Source organism: Sphaerimonospora thailandensis (assembly GCF_016863115.1).
Lineage (GTDB): Bacteria > Actinomycetota > Actinomycetes > Streptosporangiales > Streptosporangiaceae > Sphaerimonospora > Sphaerimonospora cavernae.
Window position 1 is genome coordinate 42,588 of sequence record NZ_BOOG01000007.1, and the last position, 22,304, is coordinate 64,891.

Genomic DNA, 22,304 nt, shown 5'->3' on the forward strand with positions numbered 1-22,304 from the left:
GGTAGTCCGGTACAGATGACGGGCACGGTGCTGACCACGCGCCGGGTGGACGCCTATCATGCGCTCACTGTCGTCGCGCCCGGCATCGCCGACCGGTTCCGGCCCGGCCACTTCGTCACGGTCGCGGCCGGCGGGCGCGACACGTCGATGCTCACCCGCCGGGCCCTGACCGTGCACGACGTCAAGCCGGACTACGGTGGCACGGTGGAGCTGGTCTTCGCCGTGCGCGGCGCGGGAACCGCCTGGCTGGCCGAGGTCAAGGCGCGCGACACGCTCGACCTCGTCGGCCCGCTCGGGCGGCCCTTCCCGCTGCCCCGCGACCCGTGCACGTGCGTCCTGGTGGGCGGCGAGTACGGCTCGGCCTCGCTGTTCGCCCTGGGCGACGCCCTGCAGACGCGCGGCTGCCGGATCGACTTCGTGCTCGGCGCCACCACCGCCGAGCGGGTCTTCGGGGCGCTGCGGGCCCGCCGGATGGGCGAGACGACGACGCTGACCACCGAGGACGGCTCGCTCGGCATGCGCGGCAAGGTGACCGACGTGCTGCCCGGCGTGATCGCCGACGCCCGGGCCGACGTGGTCTACGCGTGCGGCCCGATGGCGATGCTGCGCGGGGTGACCGCGGTGGCCGTCGAGTTCGGCATCCCCGTCCAGGTGGCCGTGGAGGAGCACATGGCCTGCGGCATCGGCGTCTGCATGACCTGCGTCGTTCCCGTGATCGGCGAGGACGGCGTGACCCGGATGCTGCGCGCGTGCGTGGAGGGCCCGGTGTTCCGCGGTGAGCGGGTCCGCTTCGACGACGTCGGGACGATCCCGTTCGACGCCCTCGGCGCCCCCGGAGGGCGCAATGTGTGAGTCCGGGCGAGGTGAGCTGACATAGGCGCCGACCTCCGGAGCTACCTGGCCCACGTGGAGCTGCCCAACCCCGTGCTGACGGCCGCCGGCTGCGGGGGGACGGGCCGGGAGCTCGCCCAGTTCTTCGACGTCGCCCGGCTGGGCGCGTTCGTGACCCGGTCGATCACGATGGCGCCCAGGGCCGGGCGGCCGACCCCGCGGATGGCCGAGACGCCCTCCGGGCTGTTGAACGCCGTGGGCCTGCAGGGGCCGGGAGTGGAGGCGTTCCTGGAGCGTGAGCTGCCCTGGCTGGCCGAGCGGGGTGCCCGCACGATCGTGTCCGTCGGCGGCGGCACGGTGGCCGAGTTCACCGCGCTGTCGCGGCGGCTCGCCGACGCGCCCGGGATCACCGCCGTCGAGGTCAACCTGTCGTGCCCCAATGTCGAGGACCGCGGCAGGATGTTCGCCCGCGACGGCTCGGCCGCCGCCGAGGTCGTGGCCTCGGTGCGGGCCGCGATCAGGTACGACGTGCCGGTGATCGCCAAGCTGTCCCCCGACGTCGCCGACATCGTGGCGGTCGCGCGGTCGTGCGTGGACGGCGGCGCCGACGCCCTCGCCATGATCAACACGCCGGCCGGGATGAGCATCGACGTGGACGCCATGCGGCCGACGCTCGCGGCCGGCGCGGGCGGCCTGTCAGGCCCTGCCGTACGGCCCCTGGCGGTGCGCTGCGTGTGGCAGGCGCACGCGGCCCTGCCCGGGGTGCCGATCATCGGCATGGGCGGCGTGACGACCGGCAGGGACGCCCTGGAGCTCATTCTGGCGGGCGCCTGCGCCGTCGCCGTGGGCACCGCGACGTTCCACGACCCGTACGCCTGCCCGCGCATCCTGAGAGAGCTGGAGGAGCTCCTCACCGAGCGCGGCTTCGACCGGCTGGCCGACGCCGTCGGCCTGGCCCACCGCCCCGCGGGGACGGGACCCCGCGGCAGAACCGATCTGGAGGAGAGTTCCCTGTGACCACGCCCGCTCCCATCGCCGTCGCCCTCGACGCGCCCGACCTGGAAACCGCCGCTCGCTGGGCGGGCCTGGTGACGCCGCACGTCTCCACGGTGAAGGTGGGGCTGGAGCTGTACCTCCGCTACGGCCCCGACGTGATCGCGTCGGTGCGCGGCGCCAGCGGCGTGCGCGTCTTCCTGGATCTCAAGCTCCATGACATCCCCAACACCGTGGCGGCGGCCGCCCGCGCGGTCGCCCGGCTCAAGCCCGCGATCCTCACCGTCCACGCCGCCGGCGGGCCCGCGATGGTCCAGGCGGCCGTCGCGGCGGCCCCGGACGCCCAGATCGCGGCCGTGACGCTGCTGACGTCGCTGTCAGACGCCGATCTGCGCGAGATCGGCATTCAGGGACCCCCCGACGACGCGGTGCGCCGTATGGCCGCTGTGGCCGTGGGCGCGGGCGCCCAGGCCCTCGTCTGCTCGCCGCGCGAGGTCGCCGCGCTGCGGGCGGAGGTCGGCCCCGGGATCACGCTCATCACCCCGGGTGTGCGGCCCGCCGGCGCCGACGCTCAGGATCAAGCAAGAGTAGCGACTCCGGAGGACGCGATCGCAAACGGGGCCGATCTTCTGGTGATCGGGCGGCCGATCACGGGTGCCCCTGATCCGGGCGCCGCCGCCGCCTCGATCGCCGCAACGTTGCGCCGGATGACGGACAAAGAGTGACTTTTCGATTACGGATAGTAGTAGTATCAATTTTGTGGCCGGAGAAACAGCCTTTCACGTTGCCGTACCGGCCCAAGACCAGCTAGTTTCCCCTCCCGTCCGAGTACATCGACAGAAATTCGAGGTGACCCGGCGTGGCTCTTCCTCCCCTGACCCCCGAGCAGCGCGCCGCAGCACTTGAGAAGGCTGCCAAGGCACGCAAAGAGCGTGCCGAGGTCAAGAACCGTCTCAAGCACGGCGGTGTTTCCCTGGCCGAGGTGCTGAAGGATGGGCAGACCGATGACGTCATCGGCAAGATGAAAGTCTCGGCTCTGCTGGAGTCGCTCCCTGGCGTGGGCAAGGTCCGCGCCAAGCAGCTGATGGAGAAGCTGGGCATCGCCGAGTCCCGCCGCGTGCGGGGCCTCGGCGCCAACCAGCGCGCCTCCCTGGAGCGAGAGTTCGGCGGTGCCGAGAGCTGATCTCGGCAGAGTACGAACTTGATCCACGGGGGTAACGGAGTGGCCGACATGTCCATACACGGCGGTGACTCCTTGCCGCACGACCGACGCCTGACGGTCCTGTCCGGTCCGTCGGGTGTCGGGAAGTCCACGGTCGTCGCCGAGCTCCGGCGGTCACACCCCGAGGTGTGGCTGTCGGTCTCGGTGACGACCCGGAAGCCCCGCCCGGGGGAGACGCACGGCGTGGAGTACTTCTTCGCCGACGACGCGGAGTTCGACCGGCTGATCGCCTCGGGGGAGCTTCTGGAGTGGGCCGACTTCGCCGGCCACCGGTACGGCACGCCCCGCACGCCCGTGCTGGAGCGGCTGACCGCCGGCGTGCCGACGCTGCTGGAGATCGATCTCCAGGGAGCGCGGCAGGTGCGTGCCGCCATGCCCGACGCGCTGCTGGTCTTCCTGGCTCCGCCGAGCTGGGAGGAGCTGGAGCGGCGGCTGCGCGGCCGGGGCACCGAGCCTCCCGACGTGATCGCCCGCCGCCTCGAGGTGGGGCTGACCGAGATGGCGGCCGAGAAGGAGTTCGACCTCACCATCGTCAACACGACCGTCAAGGACGTGTGCCACCGGCTGATAGCCTTGATGGGAAGCTCGTCTTCTAGCTAAGGGAATACCAACGTGGCAAGCATCGCCGGCTACGCCGAAGGCATCACCAACCCGCCGATCGACACGCTGCTCGACATCGTCGACAGCAAGTACAGCCTGGTGATCATGGGTTCGAAGCGGGCGCGCCAGATCAACGCCTACTACTCGCAGCTCGGTGAGGGTCTGCTCGAGTACGTCGGGCCGCTCGTGGAGACCCACGCTCAGGAGAAGCCGCTGTCCATCGCGCTGCGCGAGGTCAGCGAGGGTCTGCTCACCGCCGAGCCCATCGAGTCCTGAGCCGGGCCGTGCCTGTCGCGTCGGTGGTGCTGGGCGTCAGCGCCGGCATCGCCGTTTACAAGTCGTGTGAGCTGCTGCGCCTGTTCACCGAGTCCGGTCATGACGTGCGGGTCGTGCCGACCCGCGACGCGCTGCGTTTCGTCGGGGAGCCGACCTGGGCGGCGCTGTCGGGCAACCCGGTGACCACCGAGGTGTGGGAGTCCGTGCACGAGGTGCCGCATGTCCGCATCGGGCAGCGCGCCGACCTGGTGGTCGTCGCCCCCGCCACCGCGGACGTCCTCGCCAAGGCCGCTCACGGCCTCGCCGGCGACCTTCTCACCAACACCCTGCTGACCGCCCGCTGCCCGGTCGTGTTCGCGCCCGCGATGCACACGGAGATGTGGGAGCACCCCGCCACCCGCGCGAACGTCGCGACGCTGCGCGCGCGGGGCGCCGTCGTGATCGAGCCGGCCGTAGGCAGGCTCACCGGCGCCGACACCGGTCCCGGACGGCTGCCCGACCCCGCCGAAATCTTCGAGATCTGCCGCAGGGTGCTCGTCCGCGGAGTGCTCGCCGGCCGCGCCCTCGACCTCGCCGGTCGGCACGTCGTGATCTCGGCCGGCGGGACCCGTGAGGTGATCGACCCGGTCAGGTTCATCGGAAACCGCTCCTCGGGGCTGCAGGGCTACGCCCTGGCCCGCACCGCCGTCGCCCGCGGCGCGGAGGTCACGCTCGTGTCGGCCAACGTCGCGCTGCCCGATCCCGCCGGAGTCAAGGTGGTGCGGGTCGAGTCGGCCCGCGAGTTGCGTGAGGCGGTGCTCGACGCCGCCGGCGTCGGGCCCGATGGCGCCGACGCCGTCGTGATGGCGGCGGCCGTCGCCGATTTCAGACCCGACCGGCGGAGCGATACCAAGATCAAGAAGTCGTCGGCCGAGCCGGACCCCATCCGCCTGGTGAAGAACCCGGATGTGCTGGCCGAACTGGGCTCGCTGCGCCGGGACGCCCTGGAGCGGGGCGGGCGGGAGCCGTACCCGCGGGTGATCGTCGGGTTCGCCGCCGAGACCGACGACGTCCTCGCGAACGGCCGGGCCAAGCTGGCGCGCAAGGGTTGTGATCTGCTGGTCGTCAACCAGGTGGGGGAGGGCCTCGGGTTCGGGACGCCGGACAACGCCGCGGTGGTCCTGCGCGCGGACGGCGGCGCGGTGGAGATCCAACGGGGTCCCAAAGAGGATCTCGCCGACGTAGTCTGGGACTTGGTGGCGGAGCGACTTTCCTGACAGCCGCCACGACAGGTGCGTGCCGCGAGGGAGCCGATCGTCATGCCCGTGCCCGCCGCGACCAGAGAACGCTGCCGCTCGATGCTCGGCCCGGGCGAGGACATCCGCTACGTCTTCCCGGCCCTCGCGATGTCGCCTCCGGCCACGGCCACCTTCCTGGTCGTCGTGACCGACCGGTCGGTCACCCTGTTGTCGATGGCCGGCCGTGACTCGCCGTCGGGTGTGTGGGCGACCTACCCGCGCCGCACCCGGCTGGGCCCGATGGAGTTGCGGCCGATCGAGTTCGGCTCGGGCCCCCGCATCGAGATCGACGGGATGGTGTTCGAGGTCGAGGTGGAGTACGCCGCGGTGGTGGCCGCCGCCGACGCCGAGGCGTTCTCCCCGGGGGACCTTCCCCGCGACCCCCTGCCCGACTTGTGACCGCTAGACTCGCGTGAGCATCACAAAATCTTGAACGTCAGCAGCCGCTGCATGAGGAGCCACGAGTTGTCCCGTCGCCTGTTCACCTCCGAGTCGGTCACCGAGGGCCACCCGGACAAGATCGCCGACCAGATCAGTGACGCGATCCTCGACGCCATGCTCAAGGACGACCCGAAGAGCCGGGTCGCCGTCGAGACGCTGATCACCACCGGCCAGGTCCACGTCGCCGGCGAGGTGACGACGGAGACCTACGTCGACATCCCGGCGTTGATCCGCGACAAGATCCTGGAGATCGGCTACGACGCGTCCCACAAGGGCTTCGACGGCGCCTCCTGCGGCGTTTCGGTGTCCATCGGCGCCCAGTCGCCCGACATCGCCCAGGGCGTCGACTCCGCCTATGAGCTCCGCGAGGGCGAGGGTGGCGACGACTTCGACCGTCAGGGCGCCGGCGACCAGGGCCTGATGTTCGGGTACGCGTGCCGGGAGACGCCCGAGTTGATGCCGCTGCCGATCACGCTGGCGCACCGGATGGCACGGCGGCTGGCCGAGGTCCGCAAGAGCGGCCAGGTGCCGTACCTGCGGCCGGACGGCAAGACCCAGGTGACGATCGAGTACGACGGGGACCGCCCGGTCCGCCTCGACACCGTCGTGGTCTCCACCCAGCACGCCCCGGAGATCGACCTGCGGGAGATGCTGACCCCCGACATCCGCGAGCACGTGGTGGAGCCGGTGCTGGCAGATCTGGAGATCGAGACCGAGGGCTACCGGCTGCTGGTGAACCCGACCGGCCGCTTCGAGATCGGCGGCCCGATGGGCGACGCGGGCCTCACCGGCAGGAAGATCATCATCGACACCTACGGCGGCATGGCCAGGCACGGCGGCGGCGCGTTCTCCGGCAAGGACCCCTCCAAAGTGGACCGCAGCGCCGCGTACGCGATGCGCTGGGTGGCCAAGAACGTCGTGGCGGCCGGATTGGCCGACCGCTGCGAGGTGCAGGTCGCCTACGCGATCGGCAAGGCCCAGCCGGTCGGCCTCTTCGTGGAGTGCTTCGGCACCGAGAAGGCCCCGGTCTCCGCGATCCAGAAGGCCGTCCTCCAGGTCTTCGACCTGCGTCCGGCCGCGATCATTCGGGACCTCGACCTGCTGCGCCCGATCTACTCGGAGACCGCCGCCTACGGCCACTTCGGCCGGGACGGCTTCTCCTGGGAGTCGACCGACCGGGCCGACGCGCTGCGCGCGGCAGCCGGGCTCTGACCGCCCCGCCGTACGCCTCCGGCCGCACGGACGTCGTCCTCTTCTGATAGGACGTAGGACGTGAGTGTGCCGTCGCAGGAGGCGCTCGTGCCCGCACCGGCGACGAGCGGCCGGAAGGGCGCGCGGCAGGCGGCCGGTGAGCTTCCGGTCGCCCGGATCGTCGTCGACACGCCGCTGCCGCATCTGGACCGGCCGTTCGACTACCTGGTGCCCGCGACGGCCGACGCCGTCGCGGTGCCGGGCTGCCGGGTGCGGGTCCGCTTCGCCGGCCGGCTCACCGACGGCTTCCTCCTGGAGCGGGCCTCGAGCAGCGAGCACCGGGGACGTCTCACCTTCCTGGAGCGGGTGATCTCCCCCGAGCCGGTCCTGACGGCCGAGATCGCCGGGCTCGCGCGGGCCGTGGCCGACCGCTACGCGGGCACGATGTCCGATGTCCTGCGGCTGGCGGTCCCGCCGCGCCACGCCAGGGTCGAGGCCGAGGCGAGCGCCCCCGCCCGACTGGCACAGAACCCCATGTCTCCCCCGGAGAGCGGTGATCTGGGCGCGGCCGCATGGGCCGCCTATCCTACCGGGCCGTCGTTCCTGGCCGCGCTGGCCGAGGGCCGCTCGCCGCGCGCGGTCTGGACGGCCCTGCCCGGCGTCTCCTGGCCGCAGGCGATCGCGGCGGCCGTGCGGGCGACGCTCGCGAGCGGTCGCGGCGCGGTCATCGTGCTGCCCGACGGCAAGGACGTGGCCATGATGGCCCGGGCGCTGGAATCCACCCCGCACGTCGCGATCACCGCTGATCTCGGGCCTGCCGAACGCTACCGCCGCTGGCTCAGGGCATTACGTGGAGAGGCCGCGGTCGTCGTCGGCAACCGCCCCGCCGCCTTCGCTCCGGTGGCGTCCCTGGGCCTGGCCGTCATCTGGGACGACGGGGACGACCTGCACGCCGATCCGCATGCGCCGTACCCGCACGCCCGCGAGGTGCTGGCCCTGCGCGCCCACCGGGCGGACGCGGGCCTGCTGGTGGGCGGTCACGCGCGTACGGCGGAGGCGGCCCTGCTGGTGGCGACGGGCTGGGCACGGTCGCTCGCCCCCCGGCGCGAGGAGATCCGGGCCAGGGCGCCGAGGGTGCGCCCGGCCGGCGACGACGCCGACCTGGCCCATGACGAGGCGGCCAGGGCCGCCCGGCTGCCGACCATCGCCTGGCGGGCGCTGCGGCGCGGGCTGGAGAGCGGGCCGGTGCTCGTCCAGGTGCCCAGGAGGGGATACCTGCCCGCGCTCTCCTGCCGGACCTGCCGGAGCCCGGCCCGCTGCCCGGCCTGCCGCGGGCCGCTGGCCCTGCGCGGCGGGCATGCCGTGCCGTACTGCCGCTGGTGCGGGCGGATCGCGGGCGGCCGGCGCTGCCCGTCATGCGGCGACGACCGGATCCGCGCGCTGATCGTGGGGGTTCGCCGCACGGCCGAGGAGCTCGGCCGGGCGTTCCCGTCCGTCCCGGTCAAGACGTCCGGCAGGGACGGGGTGCTCGCCGCGGTCGGCGCGGCTCCCGCACTGGTCGTGGCCACCCCCGGCGCAGAGCCGGTGCCCGACGGCGGCTATGCGGCGGCCGTGCTGCTCGACGGGTGGGCGCTGCTCGGCCGCCCGGACCTGCGCGCCGCGGAGGAGACGCTGCGGCGCTGGATGAACGCCGCGGCGCTGGCCCGGCCGGGGGCAGAGCTCGTCGTGCTGGCCGACTCGGCCGTCCCCGCGGTGCAGGCCCTGGTGCGTTGGGACCCGGTCACCTTCGCCGAGCGCGAGCTCGCCGACCGCGCCGAGCTGGGCTTCCCCCCGGCCGTGCGAATGGCCACGTTGACCGGCCCGGCCGCCGCCGTAAGGGAGACGCTCGCCGGTACGGCCCTGCCGGACGGGGCCCAGGTCCTCGGCCCCGTCCCGGTGGAGGGCGAGCTGGAGCGTGCCATGGTCCGGGTGCCGCGTGACCGGGGACCGGCGCTCGCCCGTGCGCTCAAGGGCGCGAGCGGGGCGCGATCCGCGCGTAAAGCGGCCGACGTGGTGCGCGTGGCCGTCGACCCGCTCGACCTCATCTGACCGGAGTAGCAAGATCACGTACGAGGTGACCGATTCGCTATGGGGTCGGTGAGCCGTTAGCGTCTTCCTGTGTCGATCGAATGGGTGAACCGGGCCATCGACGGCCTTCGCACGTGGGGGTGCGAGAAGGGCGTGGAGGTCGACGTCGACGAGGTCCGTCTACTGTGCGACTACGCCAGCGACTATCTGGAGGTGAGGGAGCTCGGCGACTTCCGGCCGGGCACCTTCGAGGAACTCCTGCTGGAGATCTATCCGAGGAAGGTCATCGCCCCGCCGGAGAGCGCGCCGGAGACCATCGACGCGGCTCGCACGCTGGTGGAGTTCCTCCTCGACACGGGGGAGATCGGCGGCAAGGTCGCCATCAGGATCCGGGAGACCATCGACGAGATCGAGCCCGAGATGCCCCGGGCGCTCGCCGACACCACCAAGTTCGGCATGGCCAAGAGCATCTTCAGCGCCATCGGGCCCGACTCCCTGGAACTGGTCGAGCCCGGCTCGGCCGACTGCGACTGCCCCGGCTGCGCGCCGCTGCCCGCCGTACGGCTCCCGCCCGCCGCCGAGATCGCCGCCGCCGTGCGGGAGGCGCCCCTGCTGCGTGACGCCCACCACGTCGTGACGTGGCTGGTCGACGGCGGACGCACCACGACGACGCGCAAGGCGCTGCGGGTCAGGGACGCCCGCGACGTCGCGGCGCAGGCGAGTGTGGAGCGGCCGGCCCTGGCCTGGCGGCTCGCACTGGACCTGGGGTTGGCCAGGGTGGAGAGGACCGTCGTCGTGGCGGGCGAGGGGTTCCGTCCGCTGGCCTCCCGGGCGGACGAAGAGGTGCTCGACCTGTGGGCGGGGACCATTGAGTTCCTGATCGAGGCGCCGGTGGCGGTCACCGGGGAGCCCGCCGTCGACGAGGAGATGTACTCGGTCCACGACCTGCTCTACCGGCTGCAGGCGCCGGTCCCGAGTGAGGCGGTCGCCGAATACCTACGCGAGATCGCGGCCGGTCGACCTTCCGCGTCGACCGAGCACGGCCCAGTAGACCACGGCCCAGTAGCGGGCGGGCCGGCCGAGGGCGGGCCGATGAACATATGGTCCGACGGGCGACTGGACGCGGCGCTCGCCGGCCTCGCCTACACGGGAACGGTCCAGATCACCGAGGACGGTCTGACCCTGACTCCGCAGGGCCTGTGGGGGCTGCGGGAGATCTATTCGGAAATGGGGCTGGACGCCCCGGTCGCGCCGGATCTCGCCGAGGGCGATGCGAGCGGGCTGATCGCGGGCCTCATCAGCGACGGCCTGCCCGCCGAGGTGGCGGAGCGCGACGTCGCGGCATGGCTGGTCCGCCGCACCCCCGAGCAGGCGGCGACGGAACTGCTCGCCGCGGTGGCGGGCACGCCGGCCGAGGTACGCGGCATCGCCGTCACGATCGTCGACCGGCTGGGCGTGGAGGCGGCCCCGGTCGTCCGATCCTGTCTGGACGACCCGGAGTTGCGGCCGCACGCCGCCCACTGGCTGTCCGCCCGGGGTCTGGAAGCCCCCGTGCTCACCCACGAGGAGGTGCTGTGGGTCACGGTCGACATGCTGGCGCTGGCGCTGCCGGCGGCTGAGGCCGACCCGGACGGCTTCGCGGAGAACATCGCCGTGTCGGGACCGCCCGCCCATCTGATCGAGGACATGTGGCGGGTCGAACACCCCGACGTCGTCGAGGTTCTGGAACTGCTCGGCAACTCCCTGTCCGATCGAGTGGCGGCCAAGGCGGCCAGGAAAGCGGCGTTCAAGGCCCGTTCGCGGGGCATCCGGTGACTGGAGTGGAGTAAGTTGCTGCAATGGCCGACAGCGACGTGCTCACATTCCCGCCGGTCGACCTCGCCCCTGACGAGGAGTTGGCGCGGATGGTGCGAGATGCGCCCATCGTAGGCGACGCCGTACGGCTGGCCGGCTGGACCGGCGTGCGCGAGGTCACCGAGCGGGGGCTGCTGACCGACGCCGACGCTCGCGGGGCCGTCGCCGAGCTCGGGCTGAACGGCGCGTGGCTGCACCTGCTCTGGGTCGTGGCGGTCAACGGCCGGCTCCTCGATGTGACGCCCGGCGGCAGCGCCCGCCCCGGTCCCGGGGCCGCGGACCCGATGGAGTTCTGGGACGGCGTGGTCATGGACATACTCGACCGCACGGAGGAGGGCCTGACCGGGTCCAGGGTCGTCGACGAGCATCTCACCGAGATCCTCGCGACCATCTACTCCGTTCGCGACGGCATGCCGATGGCGAACCTGGCCGGTGGCATCCTCCAGGCGCACGAGGTCGGCTGCGGCGCCCGCCAGACCGAGCTCAGGCGGCTGCGGATGACGCTGCCCGGTGAGCTGGCCGAGGCCATGGCGCTGCTGGAGTACTGCGGGCTGATCGAGCTGACCGGCGATCTCGTACGACTCACCGAGCCCGGCGTATGGGCCGTACGCCGCGATCTGCTGCGGGAGGGGCACGACGCGCCCTCTCTGCGCGAGGTGGCGGCCTTCGCGGGGCAGAGCGCCGGGGAACTGATCGACGCCATGCTGACCGGCCGGGCGTCGGCCAGCGCGGCGACGCTGTGGCTGGAGCGCCGAGCCCCCGAGGACGCCGCCCGCGAGCTGGTCAAGATCGCTTCATCCGGCAACGCCGCCCAGCGCGGCACGGCCGGGACCATCCTGGAGGAGCTGGGCCCGGAGGCCGAACACGCCGTACGCGAGGCCCTCGGTGAGCCGATGATGTGGCGGTACGCCGCGGCGTGGCTGGGCGTCCGCGATCTGGACGCCCCGGCGCTGGGCGAGGGAGACGGCGCCTGGGTGGCCGTGGACACCCTCGCTGCCCTGCTCTACCTGGGCGCCCCCATCGACTCGGTGGCCCATTTCGACATCCTCGGGGAGGACCTGCTCGTGCTGGTCCCCGAGATGGGACGGGTGGATCACCCCGACACCCTCGCCGTGCTGGAGATGCTCGGCAGGCACCACCCCGAGCCGTTGATCGCCAAGACGGCACGGAAGACGGCGATGAAGGTCCGCTCAGGTCCCTAGCCAGGACTCGCGCTCGTGACGGTCGGCACCTGCTGAACACCCCCTAGACTGAGGTGATATTTCGACGTCGTGATATGAACGGAGCCGATCGTTGGCCATTCAGCCGATCCGCCTTTTCGGCGACCCGGTGCTGCGCACGCCGGCGGAGCCGGTGGTCGACTTCGACAAGGAGCTGCGCAGGCTCGTCAAGGACCTGACCGACACGATGATGGACGCGCCGGGTGCGGGCCTGGCCGCGCCGCAGATCGGCGTCGGGCTGCGGGTGTTCACCTACTACGTGGACGAGCAGCTCGGTCACGTGATCAACCCTGACCTCGACCTGTCGGACGAGATGGACGAGGAGGGTGAGGAAGGCTGCCTGTCCTTCCCCGGCATGTCCTTCCCGACTCCGCGTGCGATCAGGGCGGTCGCCAAGGGCTTCAACATGTACGGCGATCCGGTCGTCCTGGAGGGCACCGAGGTGATGGCCCGCTGCTTCCAGCACGAGACCGATCACCTGGACGGCGTGCTGTTCATCGACCGGATGGATCCCAAGCAGCGCAAGCTGGCGATGAAGGCGATCCGTGAGTCCGAGTGGAGCGGCCTTTCCGCGCCGGTCGTCAAGTTCTCGCCGCACGCCACCCAAGGGAAGGCCCTGTAGTGCGCCTGGTCTTCGCCGGCACTCCGGACACCGCGCTCCCGTCGCTGCGGGTCCTGCTCGACTCGCCCCGCCACGAGGTGGTCGCCGTCGTCACCCGCCCGGATGCCAGATCCGGCCGGGGACGCCAGGTCCATCCCAGCCCGGTGGCTCAGCTCGCCGAGGAGTCGGGCATCGAGGTGCTCAAACCGGTGAAGGCCGGAGACGTGGAATTCCTCGACCGGCTCAGGGCGATAAATCCGGACTGCTGCCCGGTTGTCGCCTATGGCGCTTTGCTGCCGCAGGCCGCCTTGGATATTCCGCCGTTTGGCTGGATAAATCTCCATTTCTCGTTGCTGCCCGCGTGGCGGGGCGCCGCCCCGGTTCAGCATGCCGTACTGCACGGCGACGAGATCACCGGCGCGACGACCTTCCGGATCGTCAAGGAGTTGGACGCCGGCCCCGTCTTCGGCTGTGTGACCGAGCAGGTCCGCCCGGACGACACCAGCGGCGCGCTGCTGGCCAGGCTCGCCGAGTCGGGTGCCGGGCTGCTCGCGGCGACGCTCGACGGCGTCGAGGACGACGCACTGGAGGCCCGCCCGCAGCCGGCCGACGGGGTGAGCGTCGCACCGAAGATCGAGGTCGAGGACGCGCGCGTCGACTGGGCGGCCCCGGCCATGCGAGTGGACCGGCTGGTACGCGCCTGCACGCCCGCGCCGGGCGCGTGGACCGAGTTCCGCGGTCAGCGGGTCAAGATCGGCGCGGTACGGCTCGCGCCGCAGGCATCGGCCGCGCTCGCGCCCGCCGAGATCAGCGCCGCGAAGAACACCGTGCTCGTCGGCACCGGCACCCACCCGGTGGAGCTCGGCGAGGTGCAGCCGCAGGGCAAGCGGGTGATGACGGCCGCCGAGTGGGCGCGCGGCGTCCGCATCGCCGGCCCGTCCGGTGGCGGCCCACTTGACGGTCTGGAGCGCTTCGGATGACGCGGCGGCACTCCGGAAGGCGGCCCACAGGCACGCAGGGGTCCGGCACGCAGGGAACTGGACAGCCGGGATCTGGACGGCAGGGATCCGGACGGCCGGGGCCCGGCAAGCGGCGGCCCGGCGGCAGGCCCGACGCGGCGAGGAACGCGGCCTACGACCTGATGAGGGCCGTCGACGAGCGTGACGCGTACGCCAACCTGCTGCTGCCCACGCTGCTACGCAGACGCGGCATCGCGGGCCGGGACGCCGCCCTCGCCACCGAGCTGGCCTACGGCACGCTGCGCGGCCTCGGCACCTACGACGAGATCATCGCCGCCTGCAGCGATCGGGCTCCCGAGCACGTGGACCCGCCGCTGCTGGACGCCGTCCGGCTCGGCGTGCACCAACTCCTGCGCACCCGCATCCCACCGCACGCGGCGGTGAGCGCCACGATCGATCTGGTCCGGCACCGGGTCGGTCCCGGCCCCTCGCGCTACGCGAACGCCGTGCTGCGCAAGGTCGCCGGCCGCACGCTGGAGGAGTGGCTCGCCATCGTGGCCCCGCCCCGCGAGGAGGACCCGGTCGGTCACCTCGCCGTGGCGTACAGCCACCCCCGCTGGATCGTGAACGCGCTGCGCGACGCGGTCGGCGGCGACGTGGACGAGACCGCCGCGCTGCTGGCGGCCGACAACGAGCGGCCCCGGGTGGCGCTGGTGGCGCGTCCGGGGCGCTGCTCCGTCGACGAGCTGGTCTCGGCGGGTGCCGAAGCCGCCGGCTACTCGCCGTACGGCGCCTATCTGCCCGAGGGGGATCCGGCGTCGATCCCGGCGGTGGGCGAGGCGCGCGCCGCGGTGCAGGACGAGGCGAGCCAGCTCGTCGCGCTCGCACTCACCCGAGTGCCCGTCGCCGGCAGGGATCGCGACTGGCTGGACATGTGCGCGGGACCGGGTGGGAAGGCCGGGCTGCTCGACGCGCTGGCCGCGCAGCGCGGCGCGAGGCTGCTCGCCGCCGACGTCCAGTACCACCGCGCCCGGCTCGTCTGGGGGACGACCAGGGAGGCCGCGGTCGTGACCGCCGACGGGACCGAGCCGGCCTGGCGGCCAGGGGCGTTCGACCGGGTGATGCTCGACGCCCCCTGCACCGGGCTGGGCGCCCTGCGCAGGCGGCCCGAGGCCCGCTGGCGGCGCGATCCCCGCGACATCCCCGAACTGACCCGGCTGCAGCGGCGGTTGCTGGACTCGGCTCTGCGAGCCGTACGGCCCGGCGGAGTGGTGGCCTACGTGACCTGCTCGCCGCATCTGGCGGAGACGTCCGCCGTGGTGGGCGAGGTGCCGCGGGAGCGGGCAGAGGTGCTGGACGCGCGGGAGTTCCTGCCCGAGGCGCCGGGGCTCGGCGACGGCCCCTACGTGCGGTTCTGGCCGCACCGGCACGGCACAGACGCCATGTTCCTGGCGCTGTTGCGGGCCAAATAGACTCCGGGACTATGGCCGTACAGATCTCGCCCAGCATCCTGTCCGCCGACTTCGCCCGGCTCGCCGATGAGGCGGCCCGGGTCGAGGGCATCGCCGACTGGCTGCACGTGGACGTCATGGACTACCGCTTCGTGCCCAACCTCACGCTCGGCCTGCCGATCGTGGAGGCGCTGCTCAAGGCGACCACGACGCCGCTCGACTGCCACCTCATGATCGAGGAGCCGGACCGGTGGGCGCCGGACTACGCGGAGGCGGGCGCCGCCAGCGTCACCATCCACGCCGAGGCGGCCAGGGCGGCCGTGCGCACACTGCGGGCGATCCGCGCGGCCGGGGCCAGGGCGGGCCTGGCGCTGAACCCGGCCACACCGGTCGAGCTCTACGAGGACCTGCTGCCTGAGATCGACATGCTGCTGGTCATGACCGTGGAGCCGGGCTTCGGCGGGCAGAGGTTCCTCGACATCATGCTGCCGAAGGTCGCCAGGGCCCGTGCGCTGATCGACAAGTACGGCGGCGACGTGTGGCTCCAGGTCGACGGCGGGGTGTCGGAGACGACCATCGAACGCTGCGCTGAGGCCGGGGCCGACGTGTTCGTGGCGGGCAACGCCGTCTACAGGGCCGACGACCCCGCCCGAGCCGTACGGAACCTTCGCGCCCTCGCCGAGAAGTCGATCCCCGCCTGATCTGTCAGGCGAGGGCGGGGTCGAGGACGACGTCGTCGCCCTGGACTGTGGGAGCTTCGGGGAAGTGGCAGGCCGTGAGGTGGCCCTCCCGGTTGCCGTTCAGCCGCACCAGCGGGGGCACCTCGGCGGCGCATTTGTCCTGAGCCTTCCAGCAGCGGGTGCGGAACCGGCAGCCCGACGGCGGGTTGATGGGGGAGGGCACGTCGCCGGCCAGGCGGATGCGCTCCCGGGGTTCGCCGTCCACGTCGGGCTCGGGCACGGCCGACAGCAGCGCGTGCGTGTACGGGTGCCGTGGCCGGTCGTAGATCGACTGCCGGTCGCCCACCTCCACGATCTTGCCGAGGTACATCACCGCCACGCGCTGGGAGAAGTGGCGGACGATGGCGAGATCGTGCGCGATGAACAGGAACGCGATGCCGAGATCGCGCTGCAACTCCTGCAGCAGGTTGACGACCTGCGCCTGGATCGACACGTCGAGCGCGGAAACCGGCTCGTCCGCGATGATCAGTTTGGGGTTGAGCGCCAGCGCGCGGGCGATGCCGATGCGCTGGCGCTGCCCGCCCGAGAACTCGTGAGGGAACCGGTTGTAGTGCTCGGGGTTCAGGCCGACGATCTCCAGGAGTTCCTGCACCCGCTTGCGCCGGCCGCCCGTGGGCTCGATGCCGTTGACCTCCATCGGGCCGCTGATGATCGTGCCGACGGTGTGGCGGGGGTTGAGTGAGCTGTAGGGGTCCTGGAAGATCATCTGGATCTCCGGCCTGATCGGCTTGAGCCGGCGCCGGGAGTCGTGGGCGATGTCCCGCCCACCGTAGAGGATCTTGCCCGCCGTGGGTTCCAGCAGGCGGGCGGCGAGCCGTCCGGTCGTCGACTTGCCGCAGCCCGACTCGCCGACCAGCCCCACCGTCTCGCCGACCCCGATCGTGAGGTCGATCTCGTCCACCGCGTGGACGCTGCCGACCTGACGCTTGATCAGCACGCCGCCCCGGATCGGGAAGTGCTTGACCAGCCCCTGCAGCTCCAGCAGCGTCTCGTTCATGCGCGGTCCTTGATGTGGGTGGTCTGGGCGGTCTGTGCGGTCTGTGTGGTCTGTGTGGTCTGGGCGGCATGGGCGACGGTGCGGAGGTCCGTCTTCTGACGCAGGGTGAGGTAGCAGGCGTCCCCGTGGCCGGCGTCGGGAGAGATCTCCGGCCGCTGGGTGCGGCAGAGTTCGGGCCCGGCCAGCTCCGGATAGTCGCAGCGCGGGTGGAAGGGACAGCCCGGTGGCGGGTTGATCAGGCTCGGGGGAGTGCCGCGGACCGGCCTCAGCGGCACGTCCACGGAGGTCCCGAGACGGGGCACGGAGGAGAGCAGACCCCACGTGTACGGGTGCCTGGGCGAGCCGAGCACCTCCCGCATGGTGCCGCGCTCCACGGCTCGGCCGGCGTACATCACCAGCACGTTGTGGGCGGTCTGGGCGACCACTCCGAGATCGTGAGTGATCAGGATGATGGCGGTCCCGGTCTGCTGCTGCAGGTCCTTGAGCAGGTCGAGGATCTGTGCCTGGACGGTCACGTCGAGCGCGGTCGTGGGCTCGTCGGCGATGAGCAGGTCCGGGTCGCACACCAGAGCCATCGCGATCATGACTCGCTGTCGCATTCCGCCGGAGAACATGTGCGGGTACTCGTCGACCCGGACCTTGGCGTTCGGGATGCCGACGCGCTCCAGCATCTCGATGGCGCGCTCACGGGCCTCCCGCTTGCTCGCACCCTTGTGCTTGCGGTAGACCTCGCCGATCTGGCGGCCCACGGTGTGGAACGGCGACAGCGCGGTCAGCGGGTCCTGGAAGATCATGGCGATGCGATTGCCGCGCAGCCGCTCCATGGTGGTGCGGTCCGCGCCGAGCAGTTCCTGACCTTCCAGCCGGACCTGGCCGCCGATGTCGGTGCGCTCCGGGTCGTGCAGGCCGAGGATCGCCAGGTTCGTCACGGACTTGCCCGAGCCGGACTCGCCGACGATGCCGAGCGTCGTCCCCTTCTCCACGTCGAATGAGAGCCCGTCGACCGCCTTGACGATCCCGTCCTCCGTCTGGAAGGAGACGTGCAGGTCCTGAACGGACAGGAAGGGTGTGATCGGGGTCAAGCCGGGACTCCTAGCTCAGGCGGACGCGCGGGTCGATGACCGCGTAGAGCGCGTCCACGATGATGTTGAAGACGACGATCGCGGCGGCGGCCAGCAGCACGGTCGCCATGAGCATGGGCAGGTCGGAGTTGACCACGGACTGGATCGAGAGGCGGCCGACGCCCTGGAGGCTGAACGTGGTCTCCGTGATGATGGCTCCGCCGATGAGCACGGCGAGGTCGACGCCGAAGATCGTGGCGATCGGGCTCAGCGTGCCGCGCAGCGCGAACCGTGTGATCACCGTGCGTCCGGACATGCCCTTGGCCCGGGCCGTACGGACATAGTCCTCCGAGAGTTGCTCCACCATCGTCGAGCGGGTCATCCTGGTGTAGTTGGCCGTGGAGATCATGGCCAGTACGAGCCAGGGCAGCAGCAGGCCGTACGCCCACTCGAGGGGGTTCTCGGTGAAGGGCACGTACCGTGGCCGCTCGATCAGCTGCCACTGGAAGACCAGGAAGTACATGGCGAGGGTGCCCACGAAGTAGATCTGCATCGACGACCCGATGAGCGAGGCCACGCTGGCGATCTTGTCCAGTGCCTTGCCCTGGTTGAGTGCGGCGATGACTCCCGTGCCCACCCCGAAGATCAGATAGATCACCGAGGAGCCGATGGTCAGTGAGATCGTGACCGGCAGCCGGTCGATGATCGTGTTGAACACCGGCGCGCGGTTCACGAACGAGTAGCCGAGGCAGGGCGCCGAGCAGTGCCCGAGACCCTCGTAGTCGCGCCCTACGAAGACTCCGGCCAGCCACTCGAGGAACTGCACGAAGATCGGCTGGTCCAGGCCGAGGTTGTGCCGGGCCTGCGCCAGCGTCTCGGGCGGGCAGACCTTTCCGCAGGCGAGGCGGGCCGGATCACTCGGCATGGCGAAGAAGAGGAAGAACGTCACGGCGGCGATGATCACCAGGGTTACCGCCGCCGCGACCGTCCTCCGGGTCAGGAACCGCAGCATCGATCAGGGCTTCACGAAGATGGTGTTGGGGGAGACGACCCAGCTGATGGGGTCGATCTCAGCGCCGCCGACCTTGGAGCCGCGCAGTTGCAGGCCGACGTTGTTCAGTCCCGGAACCAGCGGAGTGATCGTCTCCATGATCTTCTTGTCCAGTGCCGCCCAGGCCTTGTTCGCCTCGTCGACGTCGGCGAGGCCCTCGATTCGCTTGATCTCCGCCGTGACCTCGGGGTCCTTCAGGTGCGACTGATTGTAACCGCCGTCCCGGACGGGCCCGAAGATGACCGGGAAAACGGTGGCCGCGGTCGGCCAGTCGGCGCCCCAGCCGCCCCAGTACATGTCGAGGCCGTTCTCCACCTTGCCGGTCGCGTCGTACCAGGTCTTGGTGTCCATCGGCTTGGCCACGATCTTGATTCCGATCTTGGCCATCTGGTTCTTGATGGCGACCGTGACGCGCTGCTCGGTCGGCGTGTTGTTGTAGCCGTACACGATCGTGGGGGTGGGGTCGCCGGACTGCGCGAGCAGTTCCTTGGCCTTGTCCAGGTCACCCTCGGGGTGCTGCTTGAAGCCGAAGACGTCGTAGTCCTCCCAGCCGGACACGCTGGGGTTGAGGATCGTGGTGTTGATGACCGAGGTGTCCGGGCCGCCGGTGATCGTCTGGATCTGCTTCGTCGGCCAGGCGTAGGCGATCGCCTGGCGGATCTTGACATCCTTCACCCGGTCGAGGTTGAAGTAGTAGTAGTCGCCGTACGGCGAGGGCCGGCGCATGATCCGGTCCTGCAGGCTCTTGTCCTGCAGCACCTGCTGGGTCCGCTCTGCCGCGACATGGGTGTAGAAGCTGAACGTCTTCTGGTCGTCACCGGTGTCCGCGACGAACCGGTCGGTCACCGCCAGCGCCTGGTAGCCGAACTCCAGGTGCCACTTGTCCGGGTAGGCGCCGCGGATGGGGTCGGTGGCCGGGTCCCAGTTGGGGTTGCGCTCCAGGTCCATGGACTTGTCGAGGGAGTGGGCCGCGATGATGTACGGCCCGCTGGACACCGGGGTCTTGTCGTACTTCTCCTTGGTGTCCTTCGCCTTGGGCACGATGCCGTAGCCGGTCATCGCCAGCGCGTAGTTCGCGTCGGCGTGCGGCTCGTTGAACTTGAAGACCACCGTCTTGTCGTCCGGCGTCTCGATGTTGCCGAGTTCCTTGCCGTCGTACGGACCCTTGTAGGACTTCTTGTAGTCCTCTTCGGTCAGCCACTGCTGGATGTAGGGCGGGCCCTCGGTGATGAACGGCGCGAAGAGCCGTTCCATGCTCCACTTGACGTCCGCCGAGGTGATGGGGGAGCCGTCCTGCCATTTCACCCCGTCCTTGAGGGTGAAGGTCCAGGTCTTGCCGCCGTCGGACACCTGTCCCGCGTCGGTGGCGAGGTCGCCGACGACCTTGTAGTGGTTGTCCCCGACCTTCTTGTAGCCGGTGAGGCCGCGGGTGATCAGCAGGTGGAAGTTGGCGGTCACGTTGTCGTAGACCCGGCCCGGGTCCAGGTGGGGGTAGTCGTCGCGGTCGATCATGTTGACCGTGCTGCCCTTGACGACGCCCTCCGGCTCGATGGCGGGTCCCTTGGAGTCGTCGGCGGTGCCGACCTCGATCTTCGGCGGGGCGAACAACTCGGTGAGGTTCGTCTCGGACGGGCGGGGCGCGCTGCTGCTGCCGGCGTCCGCCGATCCTCCGGCGTTGCCCTTCGCGCACGCGGCGGTGAGCGCGAGGGTTCCTATGGCGAGAACGGCCAGTGCCGGCCGTCGTCGTGTTGACATTTCCACTCCTGAGCTAGGGGGGACGACAGGGGGGTGAAGGTCCGACGGGGGATGAAAAGACATGGTCAGGTAGGGCGACTCAGTGTTTGATCTTCGGGTCGAAGGCGTCACGCACCGAGTCGCCGAGCAGGTTGAAGGCGATCACGAAGATCAGCAGCGCGACGCCGGGGAACATGAGGTAGGTGATGTCGTCCTGGTACACCTCGGTGCCGCGCAGGAACATCCGGCCCCAGTCGGGCGTGGGCTCCATCATGCCGACCCCGAGGAACGACAGCGCGGCCTCGCTCGTGACGTACAGGGGCAGTGCGAGCGTCGCCTGGACCAGGATCGGCGTCCACAGGTTGGGCAGCAGCTCCTTGAAGATGATCCGGGTGGGCGAGGCCCCGGTGACCCTGGCCGCCTCCACGAACTCGCGCTCCCGCAACGACAGCACGTAGCCGCGCAGGAGGCGGGCCAGGCTCGCCCAACCGAAGACGGTCAGCATGATGATCAAAGTGGTGGCGCTCATCAGGGCCGACATCTCCTCGCCGGGCGAGACGAGCAGGTTCCAGACCACCGGCATGAACGCGATGATGAACAGCGTGCTCGGGAAGGACAGCATGATGTCGATCACGCGGCCGATGAGATTGTCGGTCCGTCCGCCGGTGTAACCCGCCACGATGCCGACCACGACGCCGAGGATCGTGGTGGTCAGCGTCGCCGCCAGCGCGATCAGCAGCGAGGTGCGGATGCCGTACACCAGCTGCGTGAAGACGTCGCGGCCGAGGCTGGGCTCGATCCCGAACCAGAACTCCGAGCTGATGCCGCCGTTGGGCAGGAGGGGATACCCGTACTCGTTGAGCAGGCCGGGGTCGTCCAGGCCGTAGGTCGTGTAGGGGTCCTTGCCGTACAGCAGGGAGATGAGCGGCGCGGCGACGGCGACCAGGATGAAGAACAGGACGATGACCGCGGATGCGACTCCCGTTCTGTCGCGCCGGAACCGCCGCCACATCAGCTGCCCGGGTGAGCGGCCGACGAAGGCGGAGGCGGGCTGCGCCGGCTCGGCGGAACCTGCGGTGTCCGCGGTGGCGTCGGTGCCCGCCGGAGAGGGGGCCGGAGAAGGGAACGTCATGGGTGCGGTGCTCCCGGGGTGGACCGTCAGCGAGTCGGATGCGGTCCGACTCTAGGGGAACCTTCGCAACTTATTTTCCGTGGGTCAATGATTTCCACAGGGCGTGGGAGTTCTTGTTTGCTTCGTTGTTCAAAATAAATCACCTCGTGTCCGGTAACTCGGTTGACCTGCGCAGATGTGATGAGAGAAGCTCGATATTACACAAATGCTCTTGTGTCACAATTCTGTGACACAACCAGTACCAGATCCTGACAGGACCCGAGCGGGGCTGGGGTGGAGGCGACAGAGCAATCCCTCCATAACGGTCACGGGGGCAGGCATGGCACACTGGTTGGCGACAGAGCGAGCGTGCTCCGGGGTCGGTGTAATTCCGAACCGGCGGTGACGCCCCGCGAGGGGTGAAGTCCGCGACCCGGCCGAAGCCATCGGCCGGTGGACCTGGTGAGATTCCGGGACCGACGGTGAAAGTCCGGATGGGAGGAAGCGCGCGAGCGGGCGACCGCGCCGAGGAGGCGCAGCCGTCCGTTGACGTGATGCGAAGCCGCATCTTCCCCGGGGCCCGCCGTGACGACGCGTCCGGCGCAGGCGGGAGGGAAGAGCGATCGG

The 22,304-nt window shown here is 70.8% G+C and carries 21 protein-coding genes and 1 riboswitch; of the genes, 16 read left to right on the forward strand and 5 right to left on the reverse strand.

Features of this window, described 5'->3' with window-relative positions:
• Positions 1 to 15: 15 nt before the first annotated feature.
• The 16 genes from Mth01_RS02130 (at position 16) to rpe (ending at position 15,684) form a co-directional block, all read left to right on the forward strand.
• Positions 16 to 852, forward strand: coding sequence for a dihydroorotate dehydrogenase electron transfer subunit (locus Mth01_RS02130; protein WP_204010818.1), 837 nt, complete (start codon positions 16 to 18; stop codon positions 850 to 852).
• A gap of 21 nt (positions 853 to 873) precedes the next feature.
• Positions 874 to 1,848, forward strand: a complete 975-nt coding sequence (locus tag Mth01_RS02135; RefSeq protein WP_204010825.1) for a dihydroorotate dehydrogenase — start codon at positions 874 to 876, stop codon at positions 1,846 to 1,848.
• Positions 1,845 to 2,549 carry an orotidine-5'-phosphate decarboxylase gene (pyrF, locus tag Mth01_RS02140; RefSeq protein ID WP_204010343.1) on the forward strand — a complete coding sequence of 235 codons (705 nt, stop codon included), beginning with the start codon at positions 1,845 to 1,847 and terminating at the stop codon, positions 2,547 to 2,549. Before Mth01_RS02135 ends, pyrF begins: the two co-directional genes overlap by 4 nt.
• 134 nt (positions 2,550 to 2,683) lie before the next feature.
• Entirely contained in the window at positions 2,684 to 3,007 is a 324-nt protein-coding gene (gene mihF, locus Mth01_RS02145; RefSeq protein WP_204010346.1) for an integration host factor, actinobacterial type, read from the forward strand.
• A 48-nt stretch (positions 3,008 to 3,055) separates the two neighbouring features.
• Complete coding sequence (gene gmk, locus Mth01_RS02150; RefSeq protein ID WP_204010349.1) at positions 3,056 to 3,646, forward strand: guanylate kinase; 591 nt, start codon at positions 3,056 to 3,058, stop codon at positions 3,644 to 3,646.
• 12 nt (positions 3,647 to 3,658) lie between these two features.
• Positions 3,659 to 3,922 carry a DNA-directed RNA polymerase subunit omega gene (rpoZ, locus tag Mth01_RS02155; RefSeq protein WP_204010352.1) on the forward strand — a complete coding sequence of 88 codons (264 nt, stop codon included), beginning with the start codon at positions 3,659 to 3,661 and terminating at the stop codon, positions 3,920 to 3,922.
• 8 nt (positions 3,923 to 3,930) lie between these two features.
• Positions 3,931 to 5,178 (forward strand): bifunctional phosphopantothenoylcysteine decarboxylase/phosphopantothenate--cysteine ligase CoaBC, encoded by a 1,248-nt coding sequence (coaBC, locus tag Mth01_RS02160; RefSeq protein WP_239089220.1) that lies wholly within the window; start codon positions 3,931 to 3,933, stop codon positions 5,176 to 5,178.
• 42 nt (positions 5,179 to 5,220) lie between these two features.
• Entirely contained in the window at positions 5,221 to 5,598 is a 378-nt protein-coding gene (locus Mth01_RS02165) for a hypothetical protein (RefSeq protein WP_204010356.1), read from the forward strand.
• 66 nt (positions 5,599 to 5,664) lie between these two features.
• Positions 5,665 to 6,852 (forward strand): methionine adenosyltransferase, encoded by a 1,188-nt coding sequence (metK, locus tag Mth01_RS02170; RefSeq protein ID WP_204010359.1) that lies wholly within the window; start codon positions 5,665 to 5,667, stop codon positions 6,850 to 6,852.
• 60 nt (positions 6,853 to 6,912) lie between these two features.
• Positions 6,913 to 8,919, forward strand: a complete 2,007-nt coding sequence (locus Mth01_RS02175; RefSeq protein WP_204010361.1) for a primosomal protein N' — start codon at positions 6,913 to 6,915, stop codon at positions 8,917 to 8,919.
• A 69-nt stretch (positions 8,920 to 8,988) separates the two neighbouring features.
• Positions 8,989 to 10,713 (forward strand): hypothetical protein, encoded by a 1,725-nt coding sequence (locus tag Mth01_RS02180; RefSeq protein WP_239089222.1) that lies wholly within the window; start codon positions 8,989 to 8,991, stop codon positions 10,711 to 10,713.
• Positions 10,714 to 10,736: 23 nt separating this feature from the next.
• Positions 10,737 to 11,954 carry a hypothetical protein gene (locus tag Mth01_RS02185; protein ID WP_204010363.1) on the forward strand — a complete coding sequence of 406 codons (1,218 nt, stop codon included), beginning with the start codon at positions 10,737 to 10,739 and terminating at the stop codon, positions 11,952 to 11,954.
• 91 nt (positions 11,955 to 12,045) lie between these two features.
• The gene (gene def, locus Mth01_RS02190) at positions 12,046 to 12,594 is read left to right on the forward strand and encodes a peptide deformylase (RefSeq protein ID WP_204010365.1); all 549 of its coding nucleotides are present in this window, start codon (positions 12,046 to 12,048) and stop codon (positions 12,592 to 12,594) included.
• Complete coding sequence (fmt, locus tag Mth01_RS02195) at positions 12,594 to 13,553, forward strand: methionyl-tRNA formyltransferase (RefSeq protein ID WP_204010367.1); 960 nt, start codon at positions 12,594 to 12,596, stop codon at positions 13,551 to 13,553. Before def ends, fmt begins: the two co-directional genes overlap by 1 nt.
• Positions 13,550 to 15,004 carry an RsmB/NOP family class I SAM-dependent RNA methyltransferase gene (locus Mth01_RS02200; RefSeq protein ID WP_204010369.1) on the forward strand — a complete coding sequence of 485 codons (1,455 nt, stop codon included), beginning with the start codon at positions 13,550 to 13,552 and terminating at the stop codon, positions 15,002 to 15,004. Before fmt ends, Mth01_RS02200 begins: the two co-directional genes overlap by 4 nt.
• Positions 15,005 to 15,015: 11 nt before the next feature.
• A complete protein-coding gene (gene rpe / locus Mth01_RS02205) occupies positions 15,016 to 15,684 on the forward strand; it encodes a ribulose-phosphate 3-epimerase (protein ID WP_204010372.1) in 669 nt (222 codons plus the stop codon).
• Positions 15,685 to 15,688: 4 nt separating this feature from the next.
• Here rpe and Mth01_RS02210 read toward each other — a convergent pair whose 3' ends face one another.
• The 5 genes from Mth01_RS02210 to Mth01_RS02230 form a co-directional block, all read right to left on the reverse strand.
• Complete coding sequence (locus tag Mth01_RS02210) at positions 15,689 to 16,720, reverse strand: ABC transporter ATP-binding protein (RefSeq protein ID WP_204010375.1); 1,032 nt, start codon at positions 16,718 to 16,720, stop codon at positions 15,689 to 15,691.
• A complete protein-coding gene (locus tag Mth01_RS02215; RefSeq protein WP_204010378.1) occupies positions 16,717 to 17,802 on the reverse strand; it encodes an ABC transporter ATP-binding protein in 1,086 nt (361 codons plus the stop codon). Before Mth01_RS02215 ends, Mth01_RS02210 begins: the two co-directional genes overlap by 4 nt.
• Positions 17,803 to 17,812: 10 nt before the next feature.
• Positions 17,813 to 18,793: an ABC transporter permease gene (locus Mth01_RS02220; protein WP_204010380.1), complete on the reverse strand. Its 981-nt coding sequence runs from the start codon at positions 18,791 to 18,793 to the stop codon at positions 17,813 to 17,815.
• Between the two features lie 3 nt (positions 18,794 to 18,796).
• Entirely contained in the window at positions 18,797 to 20,587 is a 1,791-nt protein-coding gene (locus Mth01_RS02225) for an ABC transporter substrate-binding protein (RefSeq protein ID WP_204010382.1), read from the reverse strand.
• Between the two features lie 79 nt (positions 20,588 to 20,666).
• Positions 20,667 to 21,698, reverse strand: coding sequence for an ABC transporter permease (locus tag Mth01_RS02230; RefSeq protein WP_204010384.1), 1,032 nt, complete (start codon positions 21,696 to 21,698; stop codon positions 20,667 to 20,669).
• Positions 21,699 to 22,042: 344 nt separating this feature from the next.
• Positions 22,043 to 22,189: riboswitch (FMN riboswitch) on the forward strand.
• Positions 22,190 to 22,304 lie beyond the last annotated feature (115 nt).